Source organism: Anaerotruncus massiliensis (ex Togo et al. 2026) (assembly GCF_900199635.1).
Taxonomy (GTDB): domain Bacteria; phylum Bacillota; class Clostridia; order Oscillospirales; family Ruminococcaceae; genus Anaerotruncus; species Anaerotruncus massiliensis.
Map to the genome: position 1 here is coordinate 2,727,521 of NZ_LT962687.1, position 25,331 is coordinate 2,752,851.

The window sequence follows — 25,331 nt, forward strand, 5'->3', positions numbered from 1 at the left end:
CGGCGGCGGGGCCGCGCGGCGCGCCCCGTTCGCGGCCGGTTTCCCGAAAGCAAAAAGGCGGGCGCGCGGCACGCAGGCGCCGCCGCCCACCCCGGATCAGCCGCGCCGCCAGGTGGTCGGCATCAGCAGCGCGAGGATCGGGAAAATTTCCAGCCTTCCGATCAGCATGTTGGCGGTGAGCACCAGCTTGCTGAAATCGGAGAAAGCCGAATAGTTGCCCATCGGGCCGACCAGTCCCAGCCCCGGCCCGATGTTGTTCAGGCAGGCGAAGACGGCGGTCACGTTGGTTTCAAAGGAAAAGTTGTCGAACGACACGAGCAGGGCGGAAACCGCGACGATGATGCAGTAGACCGCCATATAGGCGTTGACCCCGTAAAGGGTGCCCTCGTCGAGGATCGAGCCGTCCATCCGCGCGAGCTTGACCGAGCGGGGGTGCAGCATCTTCCACACCTCGTTGCGCACCGACTTGAAGAGGATGATGAGACGCGCGGTCTTGATGCCGCCGCCCGTCGACCCGGCGCAGGCGCCCAGCACCATGAGCAGCACGAGCAGCGAGCGGGAAAACTCCGGCCAGAGGTTGAAATCCGCCGTGGCAAAGCCGGTGGTCGTCATGATCGACGACACCTGGAAGGCCGCGTGGTGGAGCGCCTCCCGCACGGACGGGTAGAGGTGGGAGATGTTGACCGTCACAAGCGCGATCGACCCGAGCATGATGCCGAGGTAGACCCGCAGCTCCTCATTGAAGAACGCCTTGGCGAACTCCCGGATGAGCAGCAGGTAAAAGATGTTGAAGTTGATGCCGAAGACCGCCATAAAGACGGTGACGACCGTCTGCAGGTAGAAGCTGTATCCCGCCATGCTGTCGTTCTTGACCGCGAAGCCGCCCGTGCCGGCGGTGCCGAACGCGGTGGTCACCGCGTCGAAGAGGGGCATGCCCCCCGCGAGCAGCAGGACGATCTGGAGCAGGGTGAGCGCGACATAGATGCCGTAGAGGATCTTCGCCGTCTGGTGCATCTTGGGCACCAGCTTGCCCACCTGCGGGCCGGGGCTCTCGGCGCGCAGCAGATGCAGCGACGCGCCCGAGCCGCGCGTCATCGGCACGATCGCCAGCAGGAAGACGAGCACGCCCATGCCGCCCAGCCAGTGGGTGAAGCTGCGCCAGTAGAGCAGCCCCATCGCCATCGATTCCACCTCGGTCAGGATGCTCGCGCCCGTGGTGGTGAAGCCCGACACCGTCTCGAAGACGGCGTCGACATAGCTTGGGATGCCCCCGCCGAAAAAGAAGGGCAGCGCCCCGAAGAGGGAGACGACCACCCACACGAGGCCCACCGTGACGAACCCCTCCCGCGCGCCGAACGAGCGGTTTTCGGGGCGCTTCCACGACCAGGGCACGCCCACGAGGAGCAGGGCGCCCATCGCGATCAAAAAGCCGGCCGCCGCGGCGTGTTCCCCCTGGTAGAGCGAGATCGCGAGCGCGGGCGCCATGAAGACCGCCTCGAGCCGCAGAATCCGCCCGATGAAATATGCAATAATCCGGTAATTCATTCCGCCATTTCCTCCCGCGCCGCCGTTTACTGCACCGCCGCCAGCCGCTCGGGCGCGTCGGCGAAGATGTCGTTGAGGTCGACGATCATCCGGTCGGCGGTCGTCACGACGATCAGCGTATCCCCCGGCTCGATCGTATCGTCGCCCTTGGGGATGATGATGCGGCCTTTCCGGTTGATGCAGGCGATGAGGATGTCCGGCTTGAGGGTGATCTGCTGGAGGGTCTCCCCGAGGTGCCGGGTCGAGGGGCTTGCGAGGAATTCCAGCGCCTCCACCCGCTCGTCCACGATGCGGTGGAGCGCCAGCACCGAGCCGGTGGTGTTCTGCATCGCGCGCACATAGCGCACGATGTCGTTGGCGCAGAGCAGCTTCGGGCTGATGACGCTGTCGATCCCCTTGTCGCGGATGACCTCGGTATATTCGGTGCGGTTGATCTTGGTGACCACCTTGGGGACGTGCAGGTAGTTGGCGAACATCGAGATGAGCAGGTTCTCCTCGTCGATGTTGGTGAGCGTCACGACCGCGTCGGTCTGCTCAATCCCCTCGGCGCGCAGCACCGCCTGGCTCGAGCCGTCCGCGTGGACGATCTGGGCGCGGGGCAGCAGCTCGGCGAGCTGGTTGCAGCGGTCCTCCGACGTCTCGATGATCTTGACGCCGATGCCCGCCTCCTCCAGTTCCCGCGCGAGGTAGTAGGCGATCCGGCTGCCCCCCACGAGGATGGCGTTGCGCACCTTGATCTTCTCCAGTCCAAGGTGCTTGATGAGCGCCGTCAAATCCTGGGTGGGCGCCGTGACATAGAGCTTGTCCCCCCGCTGGAGCCGGAAGGAGCCGTCGGGGATATAGACGCGGTCCTCCCGCTCCACGGCGCAGACGAGCACCTTGACCTTCGCGATCTTATACAGCTCGTTCAGCCGCTTGCCGCTGAGGATGCTCCCCTCCCGCAGCACGATCTCGACGATCTCCGCGCGCCCCTTCGCGAAGGAATCGCGCTTCAAAAAGGTCGGGAACTGCAGCAGGCGGAAGATCTCCTTTGCGGAGGCGCGCTCGGGGTTGATCATCATGCTCAGCCCCAGCTCCTCCCGCAGGAAAAAGAGCTGCTCAACATATTCCGGGTTGCGCATCCGCGCGATCGTGTGCTTGCAGCCGAGCTTGCGCGCGATGATGCAGCAGAGCAGGTTCAGCTCGTCCCCCGACGCCGCCGCGATCAGCAGGTCGCTGTTCTGCACGTCCGCCGCCTTCTGCACCCGCAGGCTCGCGCCGTTGCCGTGCACCGCCATGACGTCGAAGATCTCCGCCGACTCGCGCAGCACCTGGCGGTTGTTGTCGATCACCACGATGTCATGCCCTTCCTTGGACAGGCGTTCCGTCAGCGTGCATCCGACTTTTCCGTCGCCTACTATGACAATCTTCATCTTTCCGTTTCGCCCCTACGCAGAGATTCCCGCGGCCGTCACGGCCGCGGGCACCCCATCTTTATAGTATCTTTAGCTTTTCTTAACGTCGCTTTAATGCGATCTTAACACAAATGACAGCGTTCGGCAAGTTTTGCGCGGCTTTTTCCGGTGAAAATTTGCCTCCTGCCAATAAGTGGGACGCAGGGGCGGTTTTCCCTCCGGAAAACCGCCCCTGCGGATGTTCCTTTTTTTCTTGTAAAAAGGAACCGAAAAATACGCCTGAAGGAAAAAAGTGTTCCGCGCTTTGCGAAACGCGACGGGGGCGCTTTTGAAAAAGCGCCCCCCGGCCCCGAAAACTTTTGTTTTATCAGACACGGCCGCAGCAAAGCGCCGCGACAGGCTTCCTTTCAAAAAAGCCGTTACTTCAACAACCCGCTGCTCTTTATCGCCTCGATCGCCCGGCGCATCTCGGGCTCGTCCTGGACGAGCGCGATGCGCAGATACCCGCGGCCGGAGGGGCCGAAGGCGCTGCCGGGGGTCATGAGCACGCCGGTTTTGGCGAGCAGCTCCTGGGCGAACGCCTGGTCGTCGGTCCGGCCCCCGGGGAGCTTGGCCCAGACGAACATCGTGGCGCGGGACCGCTCGACCGGCCAGCCGATCGCGGTGAGGCCGTCGCAGAGGATGTCGCGCCGGTCCTGGTAGGCGCGGCGGGTCGCGGCGACGCACGACTGGTCGCCGGTGACCGCGGCGATGGCGGCCTTCTGGACGGGCAGAAACATACCGTAATCCATGTTCGACTTGAGGGTGGAGAGCATCGACACGACCTCGCGGTTGCCGATACAGAAGCCGACCCGCGCGCCCGCCAGCCCGTAGGTCTTGGAGAGGGAGTTGAACTCGACGCCGACCTCCTTCGCGCCCGGAAAGCGCAAAAAGCTGCCGCAGCTCTCGCCGTCGAAGACGAGCTCGCTGTAGGCGTTGTCGTGCAGCACGATGATGCCGTATTTCCGCGCGAACGCGATCAGGTCGAGATAGAAGCTGTCGGGCGCGATGGCGGTGGTGGGGTTGTTCGGATAGGAGACGACCATCAGCTTAGCCGCGCGGGCGACCTCCTCGGGGATCTCCGCAAGGTCGATGATGTAGCCGTTCTCCCGCCGCTGGGGCATGTACCAGAGCTTCGCGCCCGCGATGAGCGGCCCGCCGCCGAAGACGGGATAACAGGGATCGGGCACGAGCACCGTCTCCCCCTCGTCCACGACCGAAAGCGCGATGTGCGCGAGCCCCTCCTGCGAGCCGAGCAGCGAGACAACCTCACGGCGCGGGTCGACCTCCACGCCGTACCGCCGCCGGTACCACGCCGCCACCGCGTCCTGGAGCTCGGCGGTGTCGCTGATCGCGTAGACGTAGTTGCCCCTGTCCTGCGCGGCGGAGACCAGCGCGTCGATAACGTGCTGCGCGGGCGGGATGTTGGGGGTGCCCACGCTCAGGTCCACCACATGCCTGCCCTGCGCGAGCTGCTCCTTCTTCATGCCCAGCAGCACCGAAAAGATGCCCTCACCGAAACGGTCCATGCGTTTTGCAAATTCCACGTCTCTTTTCCCCTTTTCACGTCCGTATACAGCCTTCATTTTAACATATTCTGGCCGATTTGCAACCCTCAGGACGCCGCCTCCCCGGCGATGACGCCGAGCGTCGCGCCGGGATAGTAGTGCGCGAGGATCTCGTCGAAGGTGGCGCCCTGCCGCGCCAGATAGTCGGCGCCGTACTGGGAAAGCCCCACCCCGTGTCCGTAGCCCCGCACGGTAAAGGTGAAGGACGCGCCGTCGCAGGCGACCGTGAAGTCGGAGGAGCGCAGGCCGAGCAGGCTTCGGAGCTCCTTTCCGTGGATGGCCCGGTCCCCCGCCGTCATGCCGGTGACATAGCCCCCCTCCGAGCGTTCGGTCACCTTGAGCCACCCGGCCGGGTCCTCCCCGAGCGAGATGTCCGGCCAGGCGTTTTGCAGCTTTTCCGCCACCTCCTGCACCGGGAACCGTTCGGTCGTCTCATAGTCGGGCGCGAGGGTGTCCCCAAAGCTCTCGACCGGCACGAGGTAGGGCTCGCTGCCCGTCCATACGTTGGAGGCGTCCTCGGTGGTGCCGCTGCTCATCGAGTGGTAGGCCGCCACGATCGGCTCCCCCTCCCAGGTGAGCAGGTAGGGGCACGCCTCGTCCGCCGCGCCGCAGATCGCCTTCCAGTAGGCGTCCGCCAGATCGCCGTACCGCTCGCGGAAGAGCTTTTCGGTCGTATAGCTCTTCCAGCCCTGCGGGTCGGCGGAGAAGTCCGCCCCCTTGAGCGACTCGTCGGGCGCGGCGCGGTTCTGCTCCCGCAGGCGCAGCGCGTAGGTGTGCGCCGCCACCGCCTGCGCCTTGAGCGCCTCAGGGTGGAAGGTCGGCGGCATCTCGGCCGCGAGCGCCCCTCGCACATAGTCCCGCGCGCTCACCTCGAACACCTTCCCCGTCCGATCGTCCAGGATCCGGAAGCCGTCGTCCGCCACCGTCACCGCGGGGGTTGTCCCGGAGGACGCCGCGGGCGCGGACGGGTCCTTTTCGGGCGCGGCCTGTCCCGTCCCGGCGGGCGCGGACGCCTGCGGCAAGGATGCATCTTCCCGGGGAGAATACTGCACCATGTCCACATTTCCCACAAGCGCCAAAAGGGGGATCAGAAACATCAAAAGGGCGAATACCAGCCCTGCCGCCACCCTGAACCGCATTGCACTTCCTCCTATTTATGCAAGATTTCTATTTGGAAATTTCATTTTTGCCGCTTTTCGGCGGAAACGTCTATTGACTTTCACACGTTACCGGAATACAATATGAGATAACGCCCACCGGGCATCTGTGTGGAAAGAGGAAAGGAGCGCTCCCGTTATGTACGGCAAAACGCCTGCTGCACCCAATGAGCAGCTCAATCAGGATATTCAATTACTATGCGGCGAGTACGCGCGGTATAACGGTTTCGATGAGGAACTGTGCAACAAATTCGGCGTCAAGCGCGGCCTGCGCAACGCGGACGGCACCGGCGTGGTCGCCGGGATCACGCAGGTCTGCAACGTCCACGGCTACCTGCTCAGCGAGGGGGAAAAGCTGCCGATCGACGGCGAGCTCACCTACCGCGGCTACAGCATCACCGACCTGATCGCGGGCGCGCAGGCCGAAAACCGCTACAGCTGCGAGGAGACCGCCTGGCTGCTGCTGCTCGGCTTCCTGCCCACCGGCGCGCAGCTCAACCGTTTTTCGGAGATCCTCGCGGACAACCGCGAGCTGCCCGAAAACTTCACCGAGGACATGATCATGAAGGTCGCGAGCCCCAACATCATGAACATGCTCGCGCGCTCGGTGCTCGCGCTCTACACCTACGACCCCCGGCCGGACGACTACTCGATCGAAAACGTCATGCGCCAGTCGATCGAGCTGATCGCGCGGATGCCGTCGATCATGGCGGCGGCCTACCAGGTGAAGAAGCGGGTGTACGACGGCCGCTCGATGTATTTGCATAATCCCAACCCCGAGTTTTCCACCGCGCAGAACATCCTGCGGATGCTGCGCTCGGACAAACAGTTCACCGAGGAGGAGGCCCACCTGCTCGACCTCTGCCTCACGCTGCACAGCGAACACGGCGGCGGCAACTGCTCCACCTTCGCGGTGCGGGTGCTCACCTCCGCGCAGACCGACACCTACTCGGCCATCGCGGCGGGCATCGGCGCGCTCAAGGGCCCCCGCCACGGCGGCGCGAACCACAAGGTGATCGAGCAGCTCGAATACCTCAAGGCGAACGTCTACGACTGGGACGACGACAACGAGATTCGCGAATACCTGCGCAAGGCCGTCGCCGGGGAGGCGGGCGACCGCTCGGGGCTCATCTACGGGATGGGGCACGCGGTCTACACGAAAAGCGATCCGCGCGCCCGGGTGCTCAAGCAGAACGCGATGAAGCTGGCCAAGGGCACCGATTACGAGGGCGAGTTCCGCCTGCTCGACGCGGTCGAGCGGCTGGCGCCCGACGTGCTGCGGGAAAAGTGGGGCAGCGACCGGATCACCTGCGCCAACGTCGACCTCTATTCGGGGCTTGTCTACCGGATGCTGCGCATCCCCGACGAGCTGCACACCCCCCTCTTCGCAATCGCGCGCACGGCGGGCTGGTGCGCCCACCGGCTGGAGGAGCTCTCGACCGGCAAAAAGATCATCCGTCCCGCCTACAAGTCGATCGTCGGCGCGCATTCCTACGTCCCCCTCGCGCAGCGCGGCTGAACCAGCCGTCAAATTTTCCGGAGCTGAGGCATCCGGTCGATTTTAAGGAGGCAAGGATCATGAACGAAGCAAAACTGGAAAAGCAGAAGCAGAATCTGGTGGAATTGGGCGTCATGGACCCGTCGGACACCCTGGTCGACTATTTGCAGGCGAGCTACGTGGAGCGGCTGGTCGGAAAGATGGGCCCCTGGAAACAGGGGTGGGCCTACTTCACGGAGGAGCGGCTGATCGTTTTGACCGGGCTTCTGGCTGACAACATCGTTGTCCCCTACCGGAACATCCGGGAGCTCGGGAAATGCTCCCAACTCCTCGTCCCGATCGGCATCACGATCACCTACGAGGAGATGGAGACCGGCAAGCTCGTCACCGACAAGATCTCCATGATGAAGCGCGACAAGTGGATCGACTTTATGGCGCAAAAGGCCGGCATCTGATTTTTATCCGGATGGGTCTCATCCGCTCCCCCGGCGCGGCGGCCCATCCAAAATGAGGGAAATACAATACCGCTTGACCGGGACCCGGTCAGGCGGTATAATTATTTAGATATCCATTTTCTGAAAATCAATTCCGGGGGCGCTCGCGCCCCCGTTTCACGGAGGCCGCCATGACGAAAAACCGTCCGCTCTTCTTTTCCCTCGCGGGCTGCGCCGCAGTCTGCCTGATCCTGCGCGTCGTGCTCAAGCTCACCGCGGTCGACCCCGCCACCGGCTTTTACGAGGGCGGCGGCGCGCTCCCCCTCGTTTTCAACATCCTGCTGGGCGTTTCGGTCCTTCTGCTGCTGGCGGCCGGGTACCTCTCCGGGCGGAGGACGCGCGGCGCGTCCGTCACCTTCACCATCCCGCTCCGGGCGCTCGCCTTTGCGGCGGGAATCTCGCTCGCCGTCTGGGCGTTTCTGAATGTGGAGGGGATCTTGGAAATCCTCCCCGAGGTCCTTACCCCCGATTCCCGACTGTTGTTTAAACTATTCTATTGTCTCTTCGTCGTTCTGTTCCGGTTGGTCCTGCCAATAGTCTTCATCTATGTTCTTGAGTGTATTGCCGGATTCGTCCCGAATCGGAAACTATGGAAAGACTTACCCGGAAAGGACGAACCGGATTTTGCCCACCCAATCAACCCGTTTGACCTTAGGGAGGCGCACGGTTATCTGCGGATGAACGGCTGGCTGATGCTGCTGCCGCTCGTGTGGGAGATCGGGGAGCTGCTCAGCTCCTTTATGGCCTACACCGCGCTGCGCAACGTCTCCGACCAGATGCTCACGATCGTCATGCTGATCCTGATGGCCCCCTTCCTGCTCGCGCACGCGCGCATCCTGTCGGGCGTCGGCGCCGAAAAGGGCGTGCGCCAGCTTCTCTTCTTCGGGCCCGCCTTCGCCCTCTTCGCGATCGCCGTGCCGGGCGGCATGATCGCGGCCGCGCTCGCCGGGAAGACCGTCGCGCTCGGGCTTTCCCCCGCGGCCGCCGTCTTCTACTTCCTCTCGGGGCTCTACGCGGCGGCCCTCTGCCTCTCCCTCAGGCGCTCCGGCCGGTGATCTGCTCACGCCAAAAAAGCCCCGTTCCGCTTTCGCGGAACGGGGCTTTTCTCATCTCTTTGATTACGCGGCGGGCTGGGCGGCCGAATCGGCCTGCACCTGCTGGCCGTACTCGGGGAGCAGCTCGGAGGGCAGGTCGCGGATCGCCGTGAGCTGGTAGTGGTCCTTGACCTTTTTCAGCTCGTAGATCATGTATTTGTCCGCCTCCGGCTTGCCGTCCTTGTCGGCGGTGGCCTGGGTCCAGGCGGTCGTCGGCTGGAGGTAGCCCACCGTCAGCGTGTAGACGTCCCCCTTCTTGACCACCCGCTCGACGCTCGGCGTGTACATGCCCACCTGGCCGGTGACCGGCACGTAGTAGGTCCTGGTCTCCTCGTCGTAGACGTAGTTGTCGACGTAGTTGATCGTAAAGGTCTGGTGCTCCAGCTTCACGTCGGGGCCGTAGAGCCGGGCGCACGCCACATCCACGTCGGACGCGGGCACCATGACGCGCTCGAGCGGGTCCTCCTGGTAGCTGGCGCGCTTTTCCCCGAGCATCGCGCTCCAAAGCGACGACTGCAGCAGGAAGAGGGGGTTCACGTCGGAGGGGGACTCGAAAGGCAGCGGGTCGAACATCAGCACCGGCGTGATGATCTGCTCGAACTTCTGTTTTTCGCGGGTATTGTCGAGCAGGCTCTGGGTGAAGCGTACGCAGAAGATGCCCACCGCGACGAGCCCCACCGCCGCCAGAAAGAGGAAGATCCCCCCGACCGGCGCGGCATATTTATTTTTCCGGTAGTGAAGCCCTTCGGCGGGGTCCCGCCGCGGGGCCTGATTCGTTTTCTCCATGCCAGTGTCCTTTCCGCGGTCCGTCAGCGGGTCTGGCCGCTGCCGGTCACGATGTATTTGCAGGAGCAGAGCTCATTGAGGCCCATCGGCCCGCGCGCGTGCAGCTTCTGGGTGGAGATGCCGATCTCCGCGCCGAAGCCGAACTCCCCGCCGTCGGTAAAGCGGGTGGACGCGTTGACGTAGACGGCCGCCGCGTCGATGCGCGAGGTGAACTCCTGCGCGTGCGAATAAGTTTCGGTGAGGATCGCCTCCGAATGCCCGGTGGTGTACCGCTGGATGTGTTCGATCGCCTCGTCGAGGCTGTCGACCACCCGCAGCGCGAGGATATAGTCGTCAAACTCGGTGTCGTAGTCCTCCTCGGCGGCGGGGACGACGCCGGGGATGAGGGCGGCCGTGCGCGCGCAGCCGCGCAGCTCGACATGGTGGACGTCGAGCGCCTCCTTGAGCCTCGGCAAAAACGCCGCCGCGATCTCCCGGTGCACGAGCACCGTCTCCACCGCGTTGCAGACGGACGGGCGGGAGGTCTTGGCGTTGTCGCAGACGCGCACCGCCATCTCCAAATCGGCCGAGTCGTCCACATAGATGTGGCAGTTGCCCGCGCCCGTCTCGATGACGGGGACGCTCGCGCCCTTGACGACCGCCTGGATGAGCCCCTTGCCGCCGCGCGGGATGAGCGCGTCGAGGTAGCCGTCGAGGGTCATCAGGTCGCCCGCGGAGGCGCGGGAGGTGTCGGTGACGAGCTGGATGCCGTCGCGCGGGAGCCCCGCGCCCTCGAGCGCGCCGCACATGATCTCGGCGAACGCGGTGTTCGACCGGATGGCCTCCTTGCCGCCCCGCAGAATGCAGGCGTTGGCCGATTTGAGGCAGAGGCAGGCCGCGTCGACGGTGACGTTGGGGCGCGCCTCGTAGATCATGCCGACCACGCCGAGCGGCACCCGCACCTTTTCGATCTTGAGCCCGTTGGGGCGGCTGCCGCCGCCGATGATCTGCCCGACCGGGTCGGGCAGCTTCACGAGGTCGCGCACCGCCTCCGCGATGTCCGAAATGCGCGCCGGAGTCAGCCGCAGGCGGTCCTGCATCGACGCGATCATGCCGTTTTCCTTTGCCGCCGCGAGGTCCTTTTCATTCTCGGCCAGCACCGCCGCCGCGTTCGCCTCGAGCGCCGCGGCGATCGCGGTAAGGGCCGCGTTCCGCTGCCCCGTGGTCGTGCACGCGAGCACGCGGGACGCCGCGCGGGCGCGTTTTCCGGTTTCGGTCAGGCTGTTCATCTGCGCCGCCTCCTTTTGATGGGGGTGTCCGTTTCGCCGCGGGGAAGTAGGTTCCGATCTCCGCGTTTTCAAACAGGTCGTAGAGCTTTTTCGGCTGCGCACCGTTCATGATGACCATGTCGATGCCCGCCGCCGTCGCGAGTCCGGCGGCGTGGAGCTTGGTGATCATGCCGCCGGTGCCGCGCGCGCTGCCCGCGCCCGCGGCGCACGCCTCGATCTCGGGCGTGATCTCGTCCACCTCGTGCAGCAGCTTCGCGCCGGGGTTTTCGCGCGGGTCGCCGTCGTAGAGGCCGTCGATGTCGCTCAAAATGACCAGCAGGTCCGCGCCCGCCAGCTCCGCCACCGTCGCCGAGAGGGTGTCGTTGTCGCCGAAGGTGGCCGCGTGCTCGATCTCCTCCGTGCAGACCGTGTCGTTCTCGTTGACGATCGGGATCGTGCCCAGGCCGAGCAGCCGCTCGAACGTGTTCTGGACGTTGCGCTTGCGCATCGGGTCGTCGACCACGTCGCGGGTCAGCAGAACCTGCGACGTGACGTGGTTATATTCGGAAAAGTGCTTGTCGTAGATGTACATCAGCTCGCACTGCCCGATGGCGGCCACCGCCTGCTTGCCGGGCATGTCGGCGGGCTTCTCATGCAGCCCGAGCTTGCCGACCCCCACGGCCATGGCGCCGGAGGAGACGAGCACGACCTGCCGGCCGCTGTTCTCGATGTCGGCGAGCACCTTCACGAGCTGCTCCACCCGCCGGATGTTGAGAAGCCCGCTCTCGTGGGTGAGGGTGGACGATCCGACCTTCACCACGACCCGCCTGGCCTTTGAAAAATCCCTCATATTCATCTGCTCCCCGTCCCGCGAAGCGGGAACGATATTATTCGTCTTTCTTTTTGTCCGCCCGCCGCCCCTCGCCGGGGCCGGGCTCCTCCTCGAGGGTCGGGATCCGCTCGACGCGCAGCGAAAGGATCCGCTGCTCCTCCACCTCGGACACGGTGACCACCAGGTCGCGGTAGCCGTACTGCTCGCCCGCCTCGGGGATGTGGCCGAGCATCTCCATCGCCCAGCCGCCCGCGGTATTGTAATCGCTCTCAAAGCTCCGGTCGTCCTCGCCGAGCTCCTCGAGCATCTCAAAGACGTTCATGTCGCCGCTTACGATATAGGTGCCGCGGCCGACCTGCACGAAGTCGTCCCGCACCTCGTCCGACTCGTCCCAGATGTCGCCGACGAGCTGTTCGAGCACGTCCTCCATCGTGACGATACCCATCGTGCCGCCGTAATCGTCGGTGACGACCGCCAAGTGCAGCTTTTTCGCCTTGAACTCGGCGAGCAGGGTGGAGATCCGCATCGTCTTGTGCACGAAGACGCAGTCGGTCACGAGGTGGGAAAGGCGGGTGTCGGACTTCTGCACGACCGCCTTGAGCAGGTCGCGCACCTGCAAAACGCCGATGATGTTGTCGACGGTGCCCCGGTAGACGGGGATGCGGGAGAAGTGCGCGCCGAGCACCACCTCGAGCGCCTCGTCGAGCGGGTCCTCGACGTCGATCGTGACGAGGTCGACGCGCGGGGTCAGGATCTCCTGCACGGTGATCTCGTCAAAGTCGAGGGCCGACTGCACGAGATCGCTCTCCTGCTCCTCGAGCACGCCCTCCTGCTCGATCGATTCGACGATGTATTTGAGCTCCTCCTCGGTGACGGAGGGCTGCGCCTCCGCGCCCTTCAAAAGGCGCAGGGAAAGCTCCTTGATCTTGACGAAGAAGAAGACCACGGGGGTCAGCAGCTTGATGAAGAACTGGAGCAGGCCGCCCGTCTTCATGGCGATCGACTCGCTGTTCTCCTTCGCCAGCGTTTTCGGCAGGATTTCTCCAAAGATCAGTACCAGGATGGTCATCACCGTTGTAGCGATCGCCGCGCCCGAGGCGCCGAAGACCGCCGTCGCGATCACCGTGGCAATCGACGCGCTCGCCATGTTGACGACGTTGTTGCCCACCAGGATGGTCGAGAGCAGGCGGTCGAAGTCGTCCACGACCGCGAGCGCCCGTTTCGCTTTTTTGTTTCCGCCGTCCGCGTAGTTCTTCATGCGGATCTTGTTGAGGGACGAATAGGCCGTCTCACTCGCGGAGAAAAAGGCGGAGAAGCAAAGCAGTACCACCAAAACCAGGTATAATATGCCGCTTGTACTGTCCAAGAAAAAACCAACCTCCATATTGTCGTTAGAATTTTGTACGGGTGTACAGATGCTATCATAGCAAATATCCCGCCCGATAACAATTGATTATAGCATATATTCACCGAAAATTCAATTTTTCCAGGGGGCCTTTTGCAAAAGGCCCCTGGAAGCCCCTCCCAGGGAACTTTTGAAAAAGTTCCCCCGGACCCCCTCAAAACTTTTGATTCAACGTTTTCGCCCGCCCGCTCAAAGTTTTCGCCCGCCTTTTTCAAAAGGCGGCGGGGTCAAGGGGCGGAGCCCCTTGCCGCGCTTCGCAAAGCGCGGCAGCTTATCCTGAGAAGCGCTTTTTTTGGTTCTTTTTTTCAAGAAAAAAAAGAACGGGCCCGCCGGAAGGCGGGCCCGTGAAACTGGTCTTTTACTGCTGCTTGGCGGCGTTCTTTTTGGCCTCCATGGCGATGAGCGCGTCGCGGCGGGAGAGGTTGATGCGGCCCTGCTGGTCGATCTCGGTGACCTTGACGATGACCTCGTCGCCGGGGGCGACGACATCCTCGACCTTCTCGACGCGGCCCATATCGAGCTTGGAGATGTGCACGAGGCCCTCCTTGCCGGGGGCGAGCTCGACGAAGGCGCCGAAGTTCATCAGGCGGGTTACCTTGCCCTTGTAGATCGCGCCGACCTCGGGGTCGTTGACGATCGTCTCGATGATCGAGACGGCGCGGCGGATGCCGTCCGCGTCGACCGACGAGACCACGACGGTGCCGTCGTCGTCGATGTCGATCTTGACGCCGCAGTCGGCGGAGATCTTCTGGATGACCTTGCCGCCCGAACCGATGACCTCGCGGATCTTGTCGGGGTTGATGTGGATGCTCTTCACCTTGGGCGCGTACTTGGAGAGCTCCTCACGCGGCGCGGGGATGGCCGGCAGCATGATGTCGTTCAGGATATACATGCGCGCCTGGTAGGTCTTCTCGAACGCCTCTTTGATCATGTCGTAGTTGAGGCCCTTGATCTTGAGGTCCATCTGGATGGCGGTGATGCCCTTTTCGGTGCCGCCGACCTTGAAGTCCATGTCGCCGAAGAAGTCCTCGAGCCCCTGGATGTCGACCATCGTCATCCAGCGGTCGCCCTCGGTAATCAGTCCGCAGGAGATGCCCGCGACGGGGCGCTTGATCGGCACGCCCGCGTCCATCAGCGCCAGCGTGGAGCCGCAGATGGAGCCCTGCGAGGTGGAGCCGTTGGAGGAGAGCACCTCAGAGACGAGGCGGATGGTGTAGGGGAACTCCTCAAGCGACGGAATCATCGGCTCGAGGGCGCGCTCGGCGAGCGCGCCGTGACCGATCTCGCGGCGGCCGGGGCCGCGGCTGGGCTTGGTTTCGCCCGTCGAATAGGAGGGGAAGTTGTAGTGGTGGATGTAGCGCTTCTGGTCCTGGTCGTCGATGCCGTCGAGCTTCTGGGCCTCGCTGACGGTGCCGAGCGTGCAGATGGTCAGCACCTGGGTCTGGCCGCGGGTAAACATGCCGGAGCCGTGGACGCGGGGCAGCAGGCCGACCTCGGCGGCCAGCGGGCGGATCTCGTCCATCTTGCGGCCGTCGACGCGCTTCTGCTCGTCGAGCAGCCAGCGGCGGACGACGAATTTCTGGAGCTGGTAGAACGCCTCGTCGATCTGGGCGGCGTTGGACTTCTCCTCGTCGTCGAACTGCGCGTGGACGCGCTCCTCGACGGGGGCAAGGCGCTCGTCGCGCACGCTCTTGTCGTCGGTGTCGAGCGCGGCGCGCACGTCCTCGATGGCGAACTCCTTGACCGCCTCGAAGAGGTCGGCGGGGACCTTGACCGACTCGAAGGCGAACTTCGGCTTGCCGATCTCGGCCTGGATCTCCTTGATCTTGCGGACCATCTTCTTGATCTCGGTGTGGCCCTGGATGATCGCGTCGAGCATGACGTCGTTGGCGACCTCGTTGGCGCCCGCCTCGATCATGCAGATGACGTCCTCGTCCGCCGCGACGGTCAGGTGCAGGTCGCTCTTCGCGCGCTGCTCGGCGGTCGGGCAGACGACGATCTCGCCGTCGACAAGCCCGACGTTGACACCGGCGATCGGTCCGTTCCAGGGGATATCGGAGATGGTCAGCGCGAGCGAAACGCCGCACATGCCGGCGATCTCGGGCGGGCAGTCGGCGTCGACCGACATGACGGTCATGACGACCGAGCAGTCGTTGCGCATGTCCTTGGGGAAGAGCGGGCGGATGGGGCGGTCGACGAGGCGGGAGTTGAGGATCGCCTTGTCGGAGGGGCGCGCCTCGCGCTTGATGAAGGAGCCGGGGATCTTGCCGACCGAATAGAGCTTCTCCTCGAAGTCGACCGACAGCGGGAAAAAGTCGATGCCCTCGCGGGGCTTCTTGGAGGCGGTGACGTTGCAGAGCACGACCGTCTCGCCCCAGCGCACGAGGATCGACGCGTTGGACAGGCAGCACATCTTGCCCGTTTCAAAGGTCATTTTCTTGCCGCCGTATTCGATTTCGTATACCTTGTAGTTTTCAAACATTGCAGTTCCTCCGTAATCAAAATATTTTATCTCACGGAGCTGCGTACTTTTTAGCAAGTATTTCAGCGTTCGAGGGGAATTCGAGCGCTCAAGTAACTGCTAAAAGGACGCCCACAGCTCCGTAAAATTCTTCTGGATGATGCATCGAAAGGCAGGCGGACGCTCCGCCTGCCTTTCGTTTATGACTTACTTGCGCAGGCCCAGCTTGGCAATCAGCGCGCGGTAGCGGTTGATGTCCTTTTTGGCCAGATAGTTGAGCAGGTTTCTCCGCTGGCCGATCATCTTAAAGAGGCCGCGGCGGGAATGATGGTCCTTCTTGTGGGTCTTGAGGTGCTCGGTGAGGTCGGCGATCCTCTTGGTGAGGATGGCAACCTGGACTTCCGGCGAACCGGTGTCGCCCTCATGGGTGGCGTTCTGGAGAATGACTTCCTGTTTTTCTTCCTTGCGGATCATGTTGGGAATCACCTTTCATGTTAAATTTGCCTTGATCTCAGGGACAGGCGGGTGACATCCCGTTCGGCTCTTCGCCCGGGCGTAAAACCCTGTCTCCGTGAAAAAGGTCACATCAATTGTTTATTGTAGCATAGTGTTGACCGAATGTAAAGGGATCATGCCCCTTTATTTTCCGTTTTTTTCGGCAATGTACCGTTCCGCGACGGGCAGGGAGGCCGCCGCGTCCGCCTGAATCTGGCGTTTGAGCTCCCCGACCGACGGGAACTTCCGCTCCCCCCGCAGAAACCGCAGCAGCCGCACCTCGACCGCCTGCCCGTAGAGGTCGCCCGAAAAGCCGATGATGTAGGTCTCCGAGTTGACGGCGGACGCGTTCTCCACCGTCGGGCGCAGCCCGATGTTGGTGACCGCCGGGCGCAGGACCCCGTCCACCCGCGCCGCCGCCGCGTAGACCCCGTGGCGCAGCCGCACAAAATCGGCGGGGAACCGCTGGTTGATCGTCGGGGAGTCGATCGTGCGGCCGAGCCGCTTGCCGTGCACGACGGTGAAGTCGTAACCGAACGCCCGCCCGAGCAGCTCGCCGGCGGTTTCGACCTCCCCCTCGCCGAGCAGACGGCGGATGCGGGTGCTGCTCACCCGCTCGCCCCCCCACAGCACGGCCGGGACGACGTCCACCTCGACGCCGCGCGCCGCGCAGAGGGTTTTCAGCATCGGCACGTCCCCCGCGGCGTCCCGCCCGAACCGGAAGTCGTCGCCGCAGCAGACGACCGCCGCGCCGAGCCGCCGCACGAGCACCTCGTCGACGAATTCCTCCGGCGGCATGGCGGAAAAATCGGTGAAGTCGGGGGAGAGCAGCAGCCGCACCCCCCATTTCTCGAGCATGTGGAACTTTTTCGTCTCGGTGATGATCTCGCAGTTGTCGCATTTGCGGGCGGGGTGCCCGCTGTGGATCGTAAAGGTGAAGACGCCGGGGGTGAGCCCCGCCTCCCCGGCCCGTTCGACGGCGCGGCCGATCACCGCGGCGTGCCCGATGTGCAGCCCGTCGAAAAAGCCGCAGGCGACGGCCGACCGGCCGGCCGGGGCCGCCTCGGCGATCGTATGAAAGACCCGCAAGGGCTACACCTCCAGCGTAAATAGTTTAACCATCCGGAATTCCCCGTTTTTCACCTCCGCCGTCCCGAGGAAGGTCTCCTCCCCCAGATAGACCGCGAAGGGGCCCTCCCCCCCGGGGCGGGCGACGCGCGCCGGGTCGAGGCGCACGCCGTTTAAAAACATCTTCGCCTGCTTTTCGCTGAGGCGCGCCCTGGGCAGCCCCGCGAAGGCCGCGCCCACCGGGAGCAGCGCTTCCGCAAACCGGCCCTCCCGCGCGAGATCCCCGGCCTCCCCGATCGTGACGCAGTCGGCGAGCGTGAAGCCCGCCGCCATCGTGCGCCGCAGCCCGGTCATGACCGCGCCGCATCCGAGCGCCTCGCCGATATCGGCCACCAGCGTGCGGATGTAGGTCCCCTTGGAGCAGTGCACGTCGATCCGGCAGGTGTGGGACGCCCCGTCCCACGAGACGAAGTCGAGCGAATGGATGGTGACGGGGCGGGCCTTGCGCTCCACCTCCACCCCCTGCCGCGCAAGCTCGTAAAGGCGTTTGCCCTCCACCCGCAGGGCGGAGTACATGGGCGGCACCTGCATGATCTCCCCCGTGAAACGCGCGGCGGCCTTTCGCACGTCCGCCTCTGAGACCCCCGAAGGGTCCCGCTCACAGAGCACCCTGCCCGTCGCGTCCTGCGTGTCGGTGGTCACGCCGAGCCGGAAATCCGCGAGGTAGCGCTTGTCCTGCCGGGGCAGAATGTCGCACGCCTTGGTCGCGCGGCCGAAAAAAAGCGGAAGCACGCCCGTCGCCATCGGATCGAGCGTCCCCGCGTGGCCGACGCGGCGGGTGCCCGCGATCCCGCGCAGCTTCGCCACCACGTCAAACGATGTAAAGCCTTCCGGCTTGTCTATGCAAAGGATCCCGTTTTGTTCCGCCATATGTCTTCCTGTCCCTTATCCTTCCCTCAAACGGGGGTGAGTTCGGTCCGGAGCTCCTCCACCAGGCGGGCCTTGACCTCCTCGAGCGTCCCCTCGAGGGTGCAGCCCGCCGCGCGGGCATGTCCGCCTCCGCCCAGGCGGGCGCAGGCCGCGGACGAGTTCACATGCTCGCTGCTGCGCATCGAGACGCGCCAGCGGCGCTCCTCCTTCTGCTGGAGCATCACCGCGACGTCCACCCCTTCGATCTGCCGCGGGACGGCCGCGATGCCCTCCATATCCTCCTCGGGCACGCCCGTCTCCACGATCGCCCGCCGGGTCATGACGGTGATCACCATGCGGTGGTCGTAGTGGTATTCCAGCGTGTCCATGACCCGGCGCTCGAGCTCCATGCGCGCGACCGACTTGGTCTCGAACATCATCTTGTTGATGCGGTAGCTGTCGATGCCGGTGCGCATCATCTCGGCCGCGAGGATGTGGGTGCGGGCGGTCGTGTTAGAGTAGCGGAAGCACCCCGTGTCGGTCGCCAGCCCCGTGTAGATGCACACCGCCATGCGGTAGTCGATCCCCACGCCGAGCTCCTGGATGATGCAGTAGATCGATTCCACCGTGGCGGCGGCGCCGGTGTCGAGCAGCAGGTTTTCCGCGTAGCGGGTGTTGGAGGGGTGGTGGTCGACGCAGAGGCCGATCCTCCCCTCATACCGCGGGCGCAGGTCCCCCAGAAGCTGCACGTCCGCGATGTCCACCGCGACCACCAGCTCGGGGGCAAACGCCGGCTGGTCCTCCCCGGTGAAGCCGGGGTACATGAAGCAGTAGCGCGGCGGGAACCCGTCCGGGCATTCGATCCGCGCGGTCTTGCCGAGCGCGCGCAGCGCGCCGAGCAGCGCGAAGCCGCTGCCCAGCGTGTCGCCGTCCGGCTTCTGGTGGCAGAGGATCACGATACGGTCCGCCCCGCGGATGATCGCGGCCGCGCCCGCGGCGTCCACCGGTCTGCTGGTTCCCAATTGCGTCACCTCACTTCTGAAGGTCGTTTAACATCCTGGCGATATCCGCGCTGTGGGCGATCGAATCGTCCGCCACAAAGCTGAACTCGGGGAGCCTGCGCAGCTTGAGCCGGCTGTTCAGCTCGTGCTTGATGAAGCCGGCCGCGCTCGTGAGCCCCTTGACGGCGCTTTTGGCCGCCTCGAGGCCGTCCATCGAGCTGATGTAGACCTTGCAGGAGCTCAGATCCTTCGCAAGGTCGAGCTTTACGATCGACAGCAGCCCCGTGATGCGCGGGTCCTTGAGGGAGCGCATGATGTCGCTCAACTCCCGTTTGACGTCCTCTTCCGTTCTGGAAGCCCTGTAAGAGCCCATGACGAGCCCTCCTTCCGGTCACTTTCGCGGGGAAGCCCCGCGCTGTTAGGATTCGCGATATTCCTCGATTTCATACGCCTCGAAGATGTCGCCCTCCTTGATGTCGTTGAACTTGTTGAGCCCGGTGCCGCACTCGTAGCCCTTCGCGACCTCCTTGACGTCGTCCTTGAAGCGCTTGAGGGAGGCCAATTTATCGTCGGCGATGATGATGCCGTCGCGCACGACGCGGATCTCCGCGTTGCGGGTGATCTTGCCCTCGAGCACGTAGCAGCCCGCGACGGTGCCCACGCCGGTGATCTTGTAGACCTGGCGGACCTCGGCGCGGCCGAGCTCGACCTCGCGGGTCTTGGGCGTCAGCATGCCCTTGATGGCCGTCTCGACGTCGTTGATGGCGTCGTAGATGATGCGGTAGAACCGCAGCTCGACGCCGTCGCGCTCGGCGTTCTCCTTGGCGACGGGGTCGGGACGGACGTTGAAGCCGACGATGATCGCGTTGGACGCGTCGGCGAGCATGACGTCGCTCTCGCTGACCGCGCCGACCGCGCCGTGGATAACCTTGACGCGCACCTCTTCGTTCGAGAGCTTTTCAAGCGACTGCTTGACGGCCTCGACCGAGCCCTGCACGTCGGCCTTGACGATGATGGGCAGCTCCTTGACGTCGCCCTGGGAGATGTGGCTGAAGAGGTTGTCGAGGGTGACCTTCTCGTAGGCGCTGAACTGCGCCTCCTTCTGCTCGTGCTTGCGCTGCTCGACGAGCTCCTTGGCGAGGCGCTCGTCCTCGACGGCGTTGAGCACGTCGCCCGCCTCCGGCACGTCGTCCAGGCCGGTGATCTCCACCGGCGTCGAGGGGCCGGCCTCCTCCACCCGCTCTCCGCGGTCGTTGAGCATGACGCGCACGCGCCCGAAGGTGCTGCCCGCGATGACCGCGTCGCCCGCATGCAGCGTGCCCGTCTGGACGAGGATCGTCGCGACGGGGCCGCGGCCCTTGTCGAGCTTCGCCTCGATGACGGTGCCGCGCGCCATGCGGTCGGGGTTGGCCTTGAGTTCGCTCGTGTCCGCGACGAGCTGGATCATCTCGAGCAGGTCGGGGATGCCGTCGCCGCTCTTGGCCGAGACGGGCATGCAGGGCACGTCGCCGCCCCACGCCTCGGGCACCAGCTCGTATTCGGTCAGCTCCTGCATCACCTTGTCGGGGTTCGCGTGGGGCTTATCCATCTTGTTGATCGCCACGATGATCGAGACGCCCGCCGCCTTGGCGTGGTTGATCGCCTCGACCGTCTGGGGCATGATGCCGTCGTCCGCCGCGACCACGATGACCGCGATGTCGGTGACCTGCGCGCCGCGGGCGCGCATCGAGGTGAACGCCGCGTGTCCGGGGGTGTCGAGGAAGGTGACCGGGCGGTCGTTGACCATGACCTGGTAGGCGCCGATGTGCTGGGTGATGCCGCCGGCCTCCCCCTCGGTCACGTTGGTGTTGCGGATCGCGTCGAGCAGGGAGGTCTTGCCGTGGTCGACGTGGCCCATGACCACGACGATGGGCGGGCGCTCGACGAGGGTGGAGTCGTCGTCCTCGTTCTCCACCTGGAAGAGGCGGTCCTCGATCGTGACGACGACCTCCTTCTCGACCTTCGCGCCGATCTCCATGGCGACCATGGCGGCGGTGTCGTAGTCGATCGTGTCGCTGATCGACGCCATCACGCCGAGCGTCATGAGCCGCTTGATGACCTCGGAGGCGGTCAGGTGCAGCCGCGCGGCCAGCTCGCCCACCGTCATCTCCTCGGGCAGGGCGACCTCGAGGTTCTTGCGGCGCTGGCGCTCCAGCTCCAGGCGGCGCATCTTGGCGTCCTCCCGCTCCTTGCGGGACATGACCGGCTTGCCGCGGCGGCGCTCGGCGCTGCGCTGGGTCAGCTTCTGCTTCTGCGCGGTCATATTCTGGTTGCCCACCTTCTGCTGGGCGAGGGTGTCGTATTTCTCGTTGTAGCGGTCGAGCTCCACCTGCGTGGCGCCCGCGCGCATATCCACCGTCGCGGAGCCGCGCTGGCGCGGCGGCTGGTTCCGGTTGGGCTGCTGCGGCGGCTGCGCCGCCGGGCGGGGCGGCTGCGGGCGGTTCTGCTGGCCGCCCTGGCCCTGCTGGGGCGCCGGACGTCCCTGCTGCGGGCGGTTCTGGTTAAAGCCGCCCTGCTGGGGCCTGCCGTTCTGCTGCGGCCGGTTCTGGCCCTGGCCGCCCTGCTGCGGACGCCCGTTCTGCTGCGGGCGGTTCTGCTGGCCGCCCTGCTGCTGCGGACGCGCGGGGGCCGCCGCCTGCGGGGCGGGGGCCTTCGGCTGCTGCGCCGCGCGCTGGGCCGCGGCCTGGCGCGCCGCCTCCTGACGGGCGGCCTCCTGGGCCGCGCGCGCCTGCTCGGCGGCCTGCCGGGCGGCTTCCTGCGCGGCTTCCTTCCTGGCGCGCCCCGCCGCGAAGTATTCGTCGAAGCTCTCCACCTGGTTCTGGTTGGTGTAGTGGTTGAAGATCACGCTGAGCTCCTGCTCGTTGAGGGCGGTCATGCTCTTGCGCTCCCCCTGGAAATTCGCCGCGAGCAGGTCGACGACCTCCTTGCTCGCAACGCCGAGATCCTTCGCGACCTCGTGGACCCTGTACTTTTCTATCATAGAATCAAATCCTCCTCTTAGTCCGTAGTGACGGTACCTGACGTTCGCAAACCACAGCCGTCACCGCGGAGTTGGAACGCTTTCCCGGGATCTATTGTTCGGCCGTCTCCGCCCCCTCCGGGGGGAGCAGGCCGGCGATCATCTTTGCAAAACCGCCGTCGCACACCGCGAACACGCCGTAACGCTTGCCCGCCGTGGCCCACAGCTCATCCATCGTGCGCGGGATCATCCGCAGGGGGACCTTCCCCTCTTCGCACGCGAACCGCATCTGGCGCACCGTGCGTTCGGCCGCGTCCGACGCGAGCAGCACCAGCCGGGCGCCGCCTTTCATAATCTCTTCCCGTACCACGTCCCCGCCCATTTTGAGCCTGCCCGCCTTGCGGCAGAGGGAGAGGGCCGAGAGCAGCTTATCATTCATCCGGAGGTTCCCCCATTTCTCGCTCGAGGCGCTCGTACACCTCGTCGGGGATTTTACAGTCGAACGCGCGCTCGAGCCGGCGCGCCTTGCGCGCCTTTTTGAGGCAGTCGGGGTTCTGGCAGAGGTAGGCGCCGCGGCCCGATTTTTTTCCCGTCGGGTCGAGCAGGATCTCCCCCTCCGGCGTGCGAACCACCCGCACGAGCTCCTTTTTCGGCCTGTGCTCGGCGCATCCCGAACACATGCGCACCGGCTGTTTTTTCTGTACCATCTTTTCCTCCTTGTCGCGCCCGCGCTCGCGGGCCGGGGTCGGGAAGTTATTCGCCGTAGAAGCCGCTCTCCGGCTTGATGTCGATCTTCCAGCCGGTCAGCTTGGCGGCGAGGCGGGCGTTCTGGCCCTTGTTGCCGATCGCCAGCGAAAGCTGGTGGTCGGGCACCGTGACCTTGCAGCTCTTGGCCCCCTCGGGGTCGAGCTCGACCCCCAGCACGTCGGCCGGGGAGAGCGCCGCCGCGATGAATTCGGCCGGGTCGGCGGAATATTTGACCACGTCGATCTTTTCCCCGCCCAGCTCGTCGACGATCGCCGACACGCGCTGGCCCTTGGGACCGATGCAGGCGCCCACCGGGTCGACGTTCTCGTCGTTCGACCAGACGGCAATCTTGGTGCGGCTGCCCGCCTCGCGGGAGATCGACTTGACCTCGATCGTGCCGTCGAAGATCTCGGGCACCTCCATCTCGAAGAGGCGCTTGACCAGCCCCGGATGGGTGCGGGAGATCATGATGCGCGGGCCCTTTTCGCCGTTGACCACGTCGACGACGTAGACCTTGACGCGCGAGTTGTCAGGGAACTCCTCGCCGGGGACCTGCTCGCTCTTGGGCAGGATCGCCTCCGACTTGCCGATCTCCAGCGTGACGTTGCCCTTCTTGGGGTCGGTCTTGATGACCGTGGCGGTCACGATGTCGTGCTGGCGGGAGGAATACTCCTCAAAGAGCTGGCCGCGCTCCACCTCGCGGATGCCCTGGCGGATGACGTGCTTGGCGGTCTGGGCCGCGATGCGGCCGAACTGCTTGGTGTCGAGCGGGATCTCCACCACGTCGCCGAGCGTCGCGCCGCTCTGGTATTTGGCGGCCTCCTCCGGGAGGAGCTCCTGCGCCGGGTCGAGCACGTCGTCGACCACCGTCTTGCGCATCGCCACATAGAACCGGCCGGTGCCGGGGTCGATCTCCACGACGCTGTCCTCGGACGCGCCCATGTCCCGGCGGATCGCGTTGCCGATCGCGGTCGCGATCTTTTCCGCCAGAAGGCTTCGCGGGATGCCCTTTTCCTTTTCAAGAAGCGCCAGAGCCTCAAAAAATTCGGTGTTGCTCGTTTCCATTTTTCGGTTGCCTCCATCAATGTCGTAATCCGGGCTTTCCCGTTAAAATTCTTCGTACAGCCGCACAAACGCGGTCTCGGCCAGGGTGAAGGCCATCTCCACGTCCCCGTCCAGCTCGACCGAGATCGTCCCATCCTCATGGTATGCGGAAAGGGTCCCGATAAAGTCGCGCTCCCCCTCCACCGGCCGGATGAGCCGCACCAGCACGTCGGAGCCGAGGTACTTCCTGAAATGCCAGTCCTTCGTCAGCCGCCGCTCGACGCCGGGCGAGCCGACCTCCAGCGTATAGCTCTGGGGGATCGGGTCCTTTTCATCCAGCAGGTCGCTCATCGCGCGGGAAAACGCCTCGCATTCGTCGATCGTCACGCCGCCGTCCGCGTCCTTGTCGATAAAGTAGCGCAGGTACCAGCCCGCGCCCTCCTTTTCAAACACGACGTCCCACAGATAGACGCCGATCCCCTCGGCCACCGGCGCGGCCAGTTCCGCGCAGACCGCGGCCGTGTTGGGGCGCTTGCCCTTTGGCTGGGTCAACCAAATCCCTCCATACACAAAGGAAAGAGTGAGGTCAACCTCACTCTTTCACAGTTGTTACTATTCTTACAGTAATATACTCTATCACAATTTTTTCCGGATTGCAAGCGGTTATCCCCTTTTTCCTGCGATTTCAGGGGCTTTGCGGCCCTTTCTGGTCCGAAAATCCGCCCTTACCAGCTCTCGGCGAAGGCCGCCGCCTGTTTTTTCGCGCCACGCAGGATCGCTTCGGGGTCGTTGCCGACGATGTCCAGCCCGTGCGTCCACAGGTAATCGAACCCGTCCACCCCGAACATCGCGCAGATGCCCCGCAGGTAGGAAAGCGCCGTCCCGTACAGCGACAGGTCCTCGTGCGTGAAGTCGCCGCCGCTCGTTGTGATCAGCAGCATCTTCTCCCCCCGGCACAGCCCCCGCAGCCTGCCGTCCGGCTCGGGCGAAAAGGTGATGCCGCTCACGCTCACCCGCTCGATATAGACCTTGAGCAGCGCGGGGAAGCTCAAATCCCAATAGGGCGCAGCGATGACGATCTTGTCCGCCGCCGCGAACTGCCGCGCCAGCTTGAAATAGTCGTCCGCCTGCCCGCCCCGCGCAAGCAGCGCGTCGCGGTATTCCAGCTCCTTACCCGTGAAATAGGCGAGCCCCAGCCCCGCCAGCGTCAGCTCCTCGATTTCATCCCGCGGATGCTGCTCCCGGTAGGCATTCATGAACGCCTCCGCCACCGCGTAGGTCCGGGAGACCTCCCACCCGCGCGCGCAGGCGTCGACAAAAAGTACCTTTGACATGCGTGTTCCTCCTGTTTCTCGGGCGTTCCCCCGGGATGATGATCCTTTTCTCCATTATAGGGTACCGCCGAAATGAAGTCAATTGCCGGGGATTCTCCTTGGATTTTCCGCCCAGGGGCCGGAGGGCCTTTTTTGCGCCCCTCCGGGGCGCACCTTGTAAGAGATTCTGCCGCAGGCAGTTCCTCTATGGGAATCCAAAGGGGCGTAAGCCCCTT

At 64.6% G+C, this 25,331-nt stretch carries 23 protein-coding genes; 3 read left to right on the forward strand and 20 right to left on the reverse strand.

The features are described from left to right. Nucleotides 1-96 precede the first annotated feature (96 nt). From C1A13_RS13060 to spoIID, 4 genes are all read right to left on the reverse strand, one after another. Nucleotides 97-1,545 (reverse strand): TrkH family potassium uptake protein, encoded by a 1,449-nt coding sequence (locus C1A13_RS13060; RefSeq protein WP_101552705.1) that lies wholly within the window; start codon nt 1,543-1,545, stop codon nt 97-99. Between the two features lie 26 nt (nt 1,546-1,571). Next, the gene (gene trkA / locus C1A13_RS13065; protein WP_101552707.1) at nt 1,572-2,957 is read right to left on the reverse strand and encodes a Trk system potassium transporter TrkA; all 1,386 of its coding nucleotides are present in this window, start codon (nt 2,955-2,957) and stop codon (nt 1,572-1,574) included. 401 nt (nt 2,958-3,358) lie between these two features. After that, a complete protein-coding gene (locus C1A13_RS13070; protein WP_101552709.1) occupies nt 3,359-4,525 on the reverse strand; it encodes an aminotransferase class I/II-fold pyridoxal phosphate-dependent enzyme in 1,167 nt (388 codons plus the stop codon). A gap of 68 nt (nt 4,526-4,593) precedes the next feature. Beyond that, nucleotides 4,594-5,685 carry a stage II sporulation protein D gene (spoIID, locus tag C1A13_RS13075; RefSeq protein ID WP_101552712.1) on the reverse strand — a complete coding sequence of 364 codons (1,092 nt, stop codon included), beginning with the start codon at nt 5,683-5,685 and terminating at the stop codon, nt 4,594-4,596. A gap of 157 nt (nt 5,686-5,842) precedes the next feature. On the opposite strand from spoIID, the gene C1A13_RS13080 reads away from it, so the two are divergent. The 3 genes from C1A13_RS13080 (at nt 5,843) to C1A13_RS13090 (ending at nt 8,750) form a co-directional block, all read left to right on the forward strand. Beyond that, nucleotides 5,843-7,222: a citrate synthase gene (locus tag C1A13_RS13080; RefSeq protein WP_101552714.1), complete on the forward strand. Its 1,380-nt coding sequence runs from the start codon at nt 5,843-5,845 to the stop codon at nt 7,220-7,222. Between the two features lie 59 nt (nt 7,223-7,281). Continuing rightward, complete coding sequence (locus C1A13_RS13085) at nt 7,282-7,656, forward strand: hypothetical protein (protein ID WP_101552716.1); 375 nt, start codon at nt 7,282-7,284, stop codon at nt 7,654-7,656. Between the two features lie 170 nt (nt 7,657-7,826). Further along, nucleotides 7,827-8,750, forward strand: coding sequence for a hypothetical protein (locus C1A13_RS13090; protein WP_101552718.1), 924 nt, complete (start codon nt 7,827-7,829; stop codon nt 8,748-8,750). A 63-nt stretch (nt 8,751-8,813) separates the two neighbouring features. Here C1A13_RS13090 and C1A13_RS13095 read toward each other — a convergent pair whose 3' ends face one another. The 16 genes from C1A13_RS13095 to C1A13_RS13170 all read right to left on the reverse strand — a co-directional run bounded on the left by C1A13_RS13095 (nt 8,814) and on the right by C1A13_RS13170 (nt 25,116). Beyond that, nucleotides 8,814-9,575 carry a hypothetical protein gene (locus C1A13_RS13095; RefSeq protein WP_101552720.1) on the reverse strand — a complete coding sequence of 254 codons (762 nt, stop codon included), beginning with the start codon at nt 9,573-9,575 and terminating at the stop codon, nt 8,814-8,816. A 23-nt stretch (nt 9,576-9,598) separates the two neighbouring features. Continuing rightward, nucleotides 9,599-10,795 carry a glutamate-5-semialdehyde dehydrogenase gene (locus tag C1A13_RS13100; RefSeq protein ID WP_437177257.1) on the reverse strand — a complete coding sequence of 399 codons (1,197 nt, stop codon included), beginning with the start codon at nt 10,793-10,795 and terminating at the stop codon, nt 9,599-9,601. Continuing rightward, nucleotides 10,698-11,672, reverse strand: a complete 975-nt coding sequence (gene proB, locus C1A13_RS13105; protein WP_437177255.1) for a glutamate 5-kinase — start codon at nt 11,670-11,672, stop codon at nt 10,698-10,700. Before proB ends, C1A13_RS13100 begins: the two co-directional genes overlap by 98 nt. Nucleotides 11,673-11,709: 37 nt before the next feature. Next, nucleotides 11,710-13,020, reverse strand: a complete 1,311-nt coding sequence (locus C1A13_RS13110) for an HlyC/CorC family transporter (protein WP_242970878.1) — start codon at nt 13,018-13,020, stop codon at nt 11,710-11,712. 397 nt (nt 13,021-13,417) lie between these two features. Beyond that, nucleotides 13,418-15,541, reverse strand: coding sequence for a polyribonucleotide nucleotidyltransferase (locus C1A13_RS13115; RefSeq protein ID WP_101552727.1), 2,124 nt, complete (start codon nt 15,539-15,541; stop codon nt 13,418-13,420). A 186-nt stretch (nt 15,542-15,727) separates the two neighbouring features. Continuing rightward, the gene (gene rpsO / locus C1A13_RS13120; protein ID WP_101552729.1) at nt 15,728-15,994 is read right to left on the reverse strand and encodes a 30S ribosomal protein S15; all 267 of its coding nucleotides are present in this window, start codon (nt 15,992-15,994) and stop codon (nt 15,728-15,730) included. Nucleotides 15,995-16,159: 165 nt separating this feature from the next. Beyond that, nucleotides 16,160-17,104 (reverse strand): riboflavin biosynthesis protein RibF, encoded by a 945-nt coding sequence (gene ribF, locus C1A13_RS13125; protein ID WP_101552731.1) that lies wholly within the window; start codon nt 17,102-17,104, stop codon nt 16,160-16,162. A 3-nt stretch (nt 17,105-17,107) separates the two neighbouring features. Then, nucleotides 17,108-18,013 carry a tRNA pseudouridine(55) synthase TruB gene (gene truB, locus C1A13_RS13130; protein WP_101552733.1) on the reverse strand — a complete coding sequence of 302 codons (906 nt, stop codon included), beginning with the start codon at nt 18,011-18,013 and terminating at the stop codon, nt 17,108-17,110. A 26-nt stretch (nt 18,014-18,039) separates the two neighbouring features. Beyond that, nucleotides 18,040-19,014 carry a DHH family phosphoesterase gene (locus C1A13_RS13135; RefSeq protein ID WP_172439287.1) on the reverse strand — a complete coding sequence of 325 codons (975 nt, stop codon included), beginning with the start codon at nt 19,012-19,014 and terminating at the stop codon, nt 18,040-18,042. Between the two features lie 10 nt (nt 19,015-19,024). Beyond that, nucleotides 19,025-19,366 carry a 30S ribosome-binding factor RbfA gene (gene rbfA / locus C1A13_RS13140; protein WP_101552738.1) on the reverse strand — a complete coding sequence of 114 codons (342 nt, stop codon included), beginning with the start codon at nt 19,364-19,366 and terminating at the stop codon, nt 19,025-19,027. A 45-nt stretch (nt 19,367-19,411) separates the two neighbouring features. Continuing rightward, nucleotides 19,412-22,012: a translation initiation factor IF-2 gene (infB, locus tag C1A13_RS13145; RefSeq protein ID WP_101552740.1), complete on the reverse strand. Its 2,601-nt coding sequence runs from the start codon at nt 22,010-22,012 to the stop codon at nt 19,412-19,414. A gap of 91 nt (nt 22,013-22,103) precedes the next feature. Next, nucleotides 22,104-22,430 (reverse strand): L7Ae/L30e/S12e/Gadd45 family ribosomal protein, encoded by a 327-nt coding sequence (locus C1A13_RS13150; protein WP_101552742.1) that lies wholly within the window; start codon nt 22,428-22,430, stop codon nt 22,104-22,106. Next, on the reverse strand, nt 22,423-22,698 hold the full coding sequence (rnpM, locus tag C1A13_RS13155; protein ID WP_101552744.1) for an RNase P modulator RnpM: 276 nt from the start codon (nt 22,696-22,698) through the stop codon (nt 22,423-22,425). Before rnpM ends, C1A13_RS13150 begins: the two co-directional genes overlap by 8 nt. A 46-nt stretch (nt 22,699-22,744) precedes the next feature. Further along, on the reverse strand, nt 22,745-23,803 hold the full coding sequence (gene nusA, locus C1A13_RS13160; RefSeq protein ID WP_101552746.1) for a transcription termination factor NusA: 1,059 nt from the start codon (nt 23,801-23,803) through the stop codon (nt 22,745-22,747). A gap of 42 nt (nt 23,804-23,845) precedes the next feature. Continuing rightward, complete coding sequence (gene rimP / locus C1A13_RS13165) at nt 23,846-24,334, reverse strand: ribosome maturation factor RimP (RefSeq protein WP_101552748.1); 489 nt, start codon at nt 24,332-24,334, stop codon at nt 23,846-23,848. Between the two features lie 173 nt (nt 24,335-24,507). Next, nucleotides 24,508-25,116: an FMN-dependent NADH-azoreductase gene (locus C1A13_RS13170; protein ID WP_101552750.1), complete on the reverse strand. Its 609-nt coding sequence runs from the start codon at nt 25,114-25,116 to the stop codon at nt 24,508-24,510. Nucleotides 25,117-25,331 lie beyond the last annotated feature (215 nt).

Coding starts and splice junctions, on each gene's coding strand:
- C1A13_RS13060 (WP_101552705.1), bottom strand. CDS start 1,545: ATGAATTACCGGATTATTGCATATTTCATCGGGCGGATTCTGCGGCTC.
- trkA (WP_101552707.1), bottom strand. CDS start 2,957: ATGAAGATTGTCATAGTAGGCGACGGAAAAGTCGGATGCACGCTGACG.
- spoIID (WP_101552712.1), bottom strand. CDS start 5,685: ATGCGGTTCAGGGTGGCGGCAGGGCTGGTATTCGCCCTTTTGATGTTT.
- C1A13_RS13080 (WP_101552714.1), top strand. CDS start 5,843: ATGTACGGCAAAACGCCTGCTGCACCCAATGAGCAGCTCAATCAGGAT.
- C1A13_RS13085 (WP_101552716.1), top strand. CDS start 7,282: ATGAACGAAGCAAAACTGGAAAAGCAGAAGCAGAATCTGGTGGAATTG.
- C1A13_RS13090 (WP_101552718.1), top strand. CDS start 7,827: ATGACGAAAAACCGTCCGCTCTTCTTTTCCCTCGCGGGCTGCGCCGCA.
- C1A13_RS13095 (WP_101552720.1), bottom strand. CDS start 9,575: ATGGAGAAAACGAATCAGGCCCCGCGGCGGGACCCCGCCGAAGGGCTT.
- proB (WP_437177255.1), bottom strand. CDS start 11,672: ATGAGGGATTTTTCAAAGGCCAGGCGGGTCGTGGTGAAGGTCGGATCG.
- C1A13_RS13115 (WP_101552727.1), bottom strand. CDS start 15,541: ATGTTTGAAAACTACAAGGTATACGAAATCGAATACGGCGGCAAGAAA.
- rpsO (WP_101552729.1), bottom strand. CDS start 15,994: ATGATCCGCAAGGAAGAAAAACAGGAAGTCATTCTCCAGAACGCCACC.
- truB (WP_101552733.1), bottom strand. CDS start 18,013: ATGGCGGAACAAAACGGGATCCTTTGCATAGACAAGCCGGAAGGCTTT.
- rbfA (WP_101552738.1), bottom strand. CDS start 19,366: ATGGGCTCTTACAGGGCTTCCAGAACGGAAGAGGACGTCAAACGGGAG.
- infB (WP_101552740.1), bottom strand. CDS start 22,012: ATGATAGAAAAGTACAGGGTCCACGAGGTCGCGAAGGATCTCGGCGTT.
- C1A13_RS13150 (WP_101552742.1), bottom strand. CDS start 22,430: ATGAATGATAAGCTGCTCTCGGCCCTCTCCCTCTGCCGCAAGGCGGGC.
- rnpM (WP_101552744.1), bottom strand. CDS start 22,698: ATGGTACAGAAAAAACAGCCGGTGCGCATGTGTTCGGGATGCGCCGAG.
- nusA (WP_101552746.1), bottom strand. CDS start 23,803: ATGGAAACGAGCAACACCGAATTTTTTGAGGCTCTGGCGCTTCTTGAA.
- C1A13_RS13170 (WP_101552750.1), bottom strand. CDS start 25,116: ATGTCAAAGGTACTTTTTGTCGACGCCTGCGCGCGCGGGTGGGAGGTC.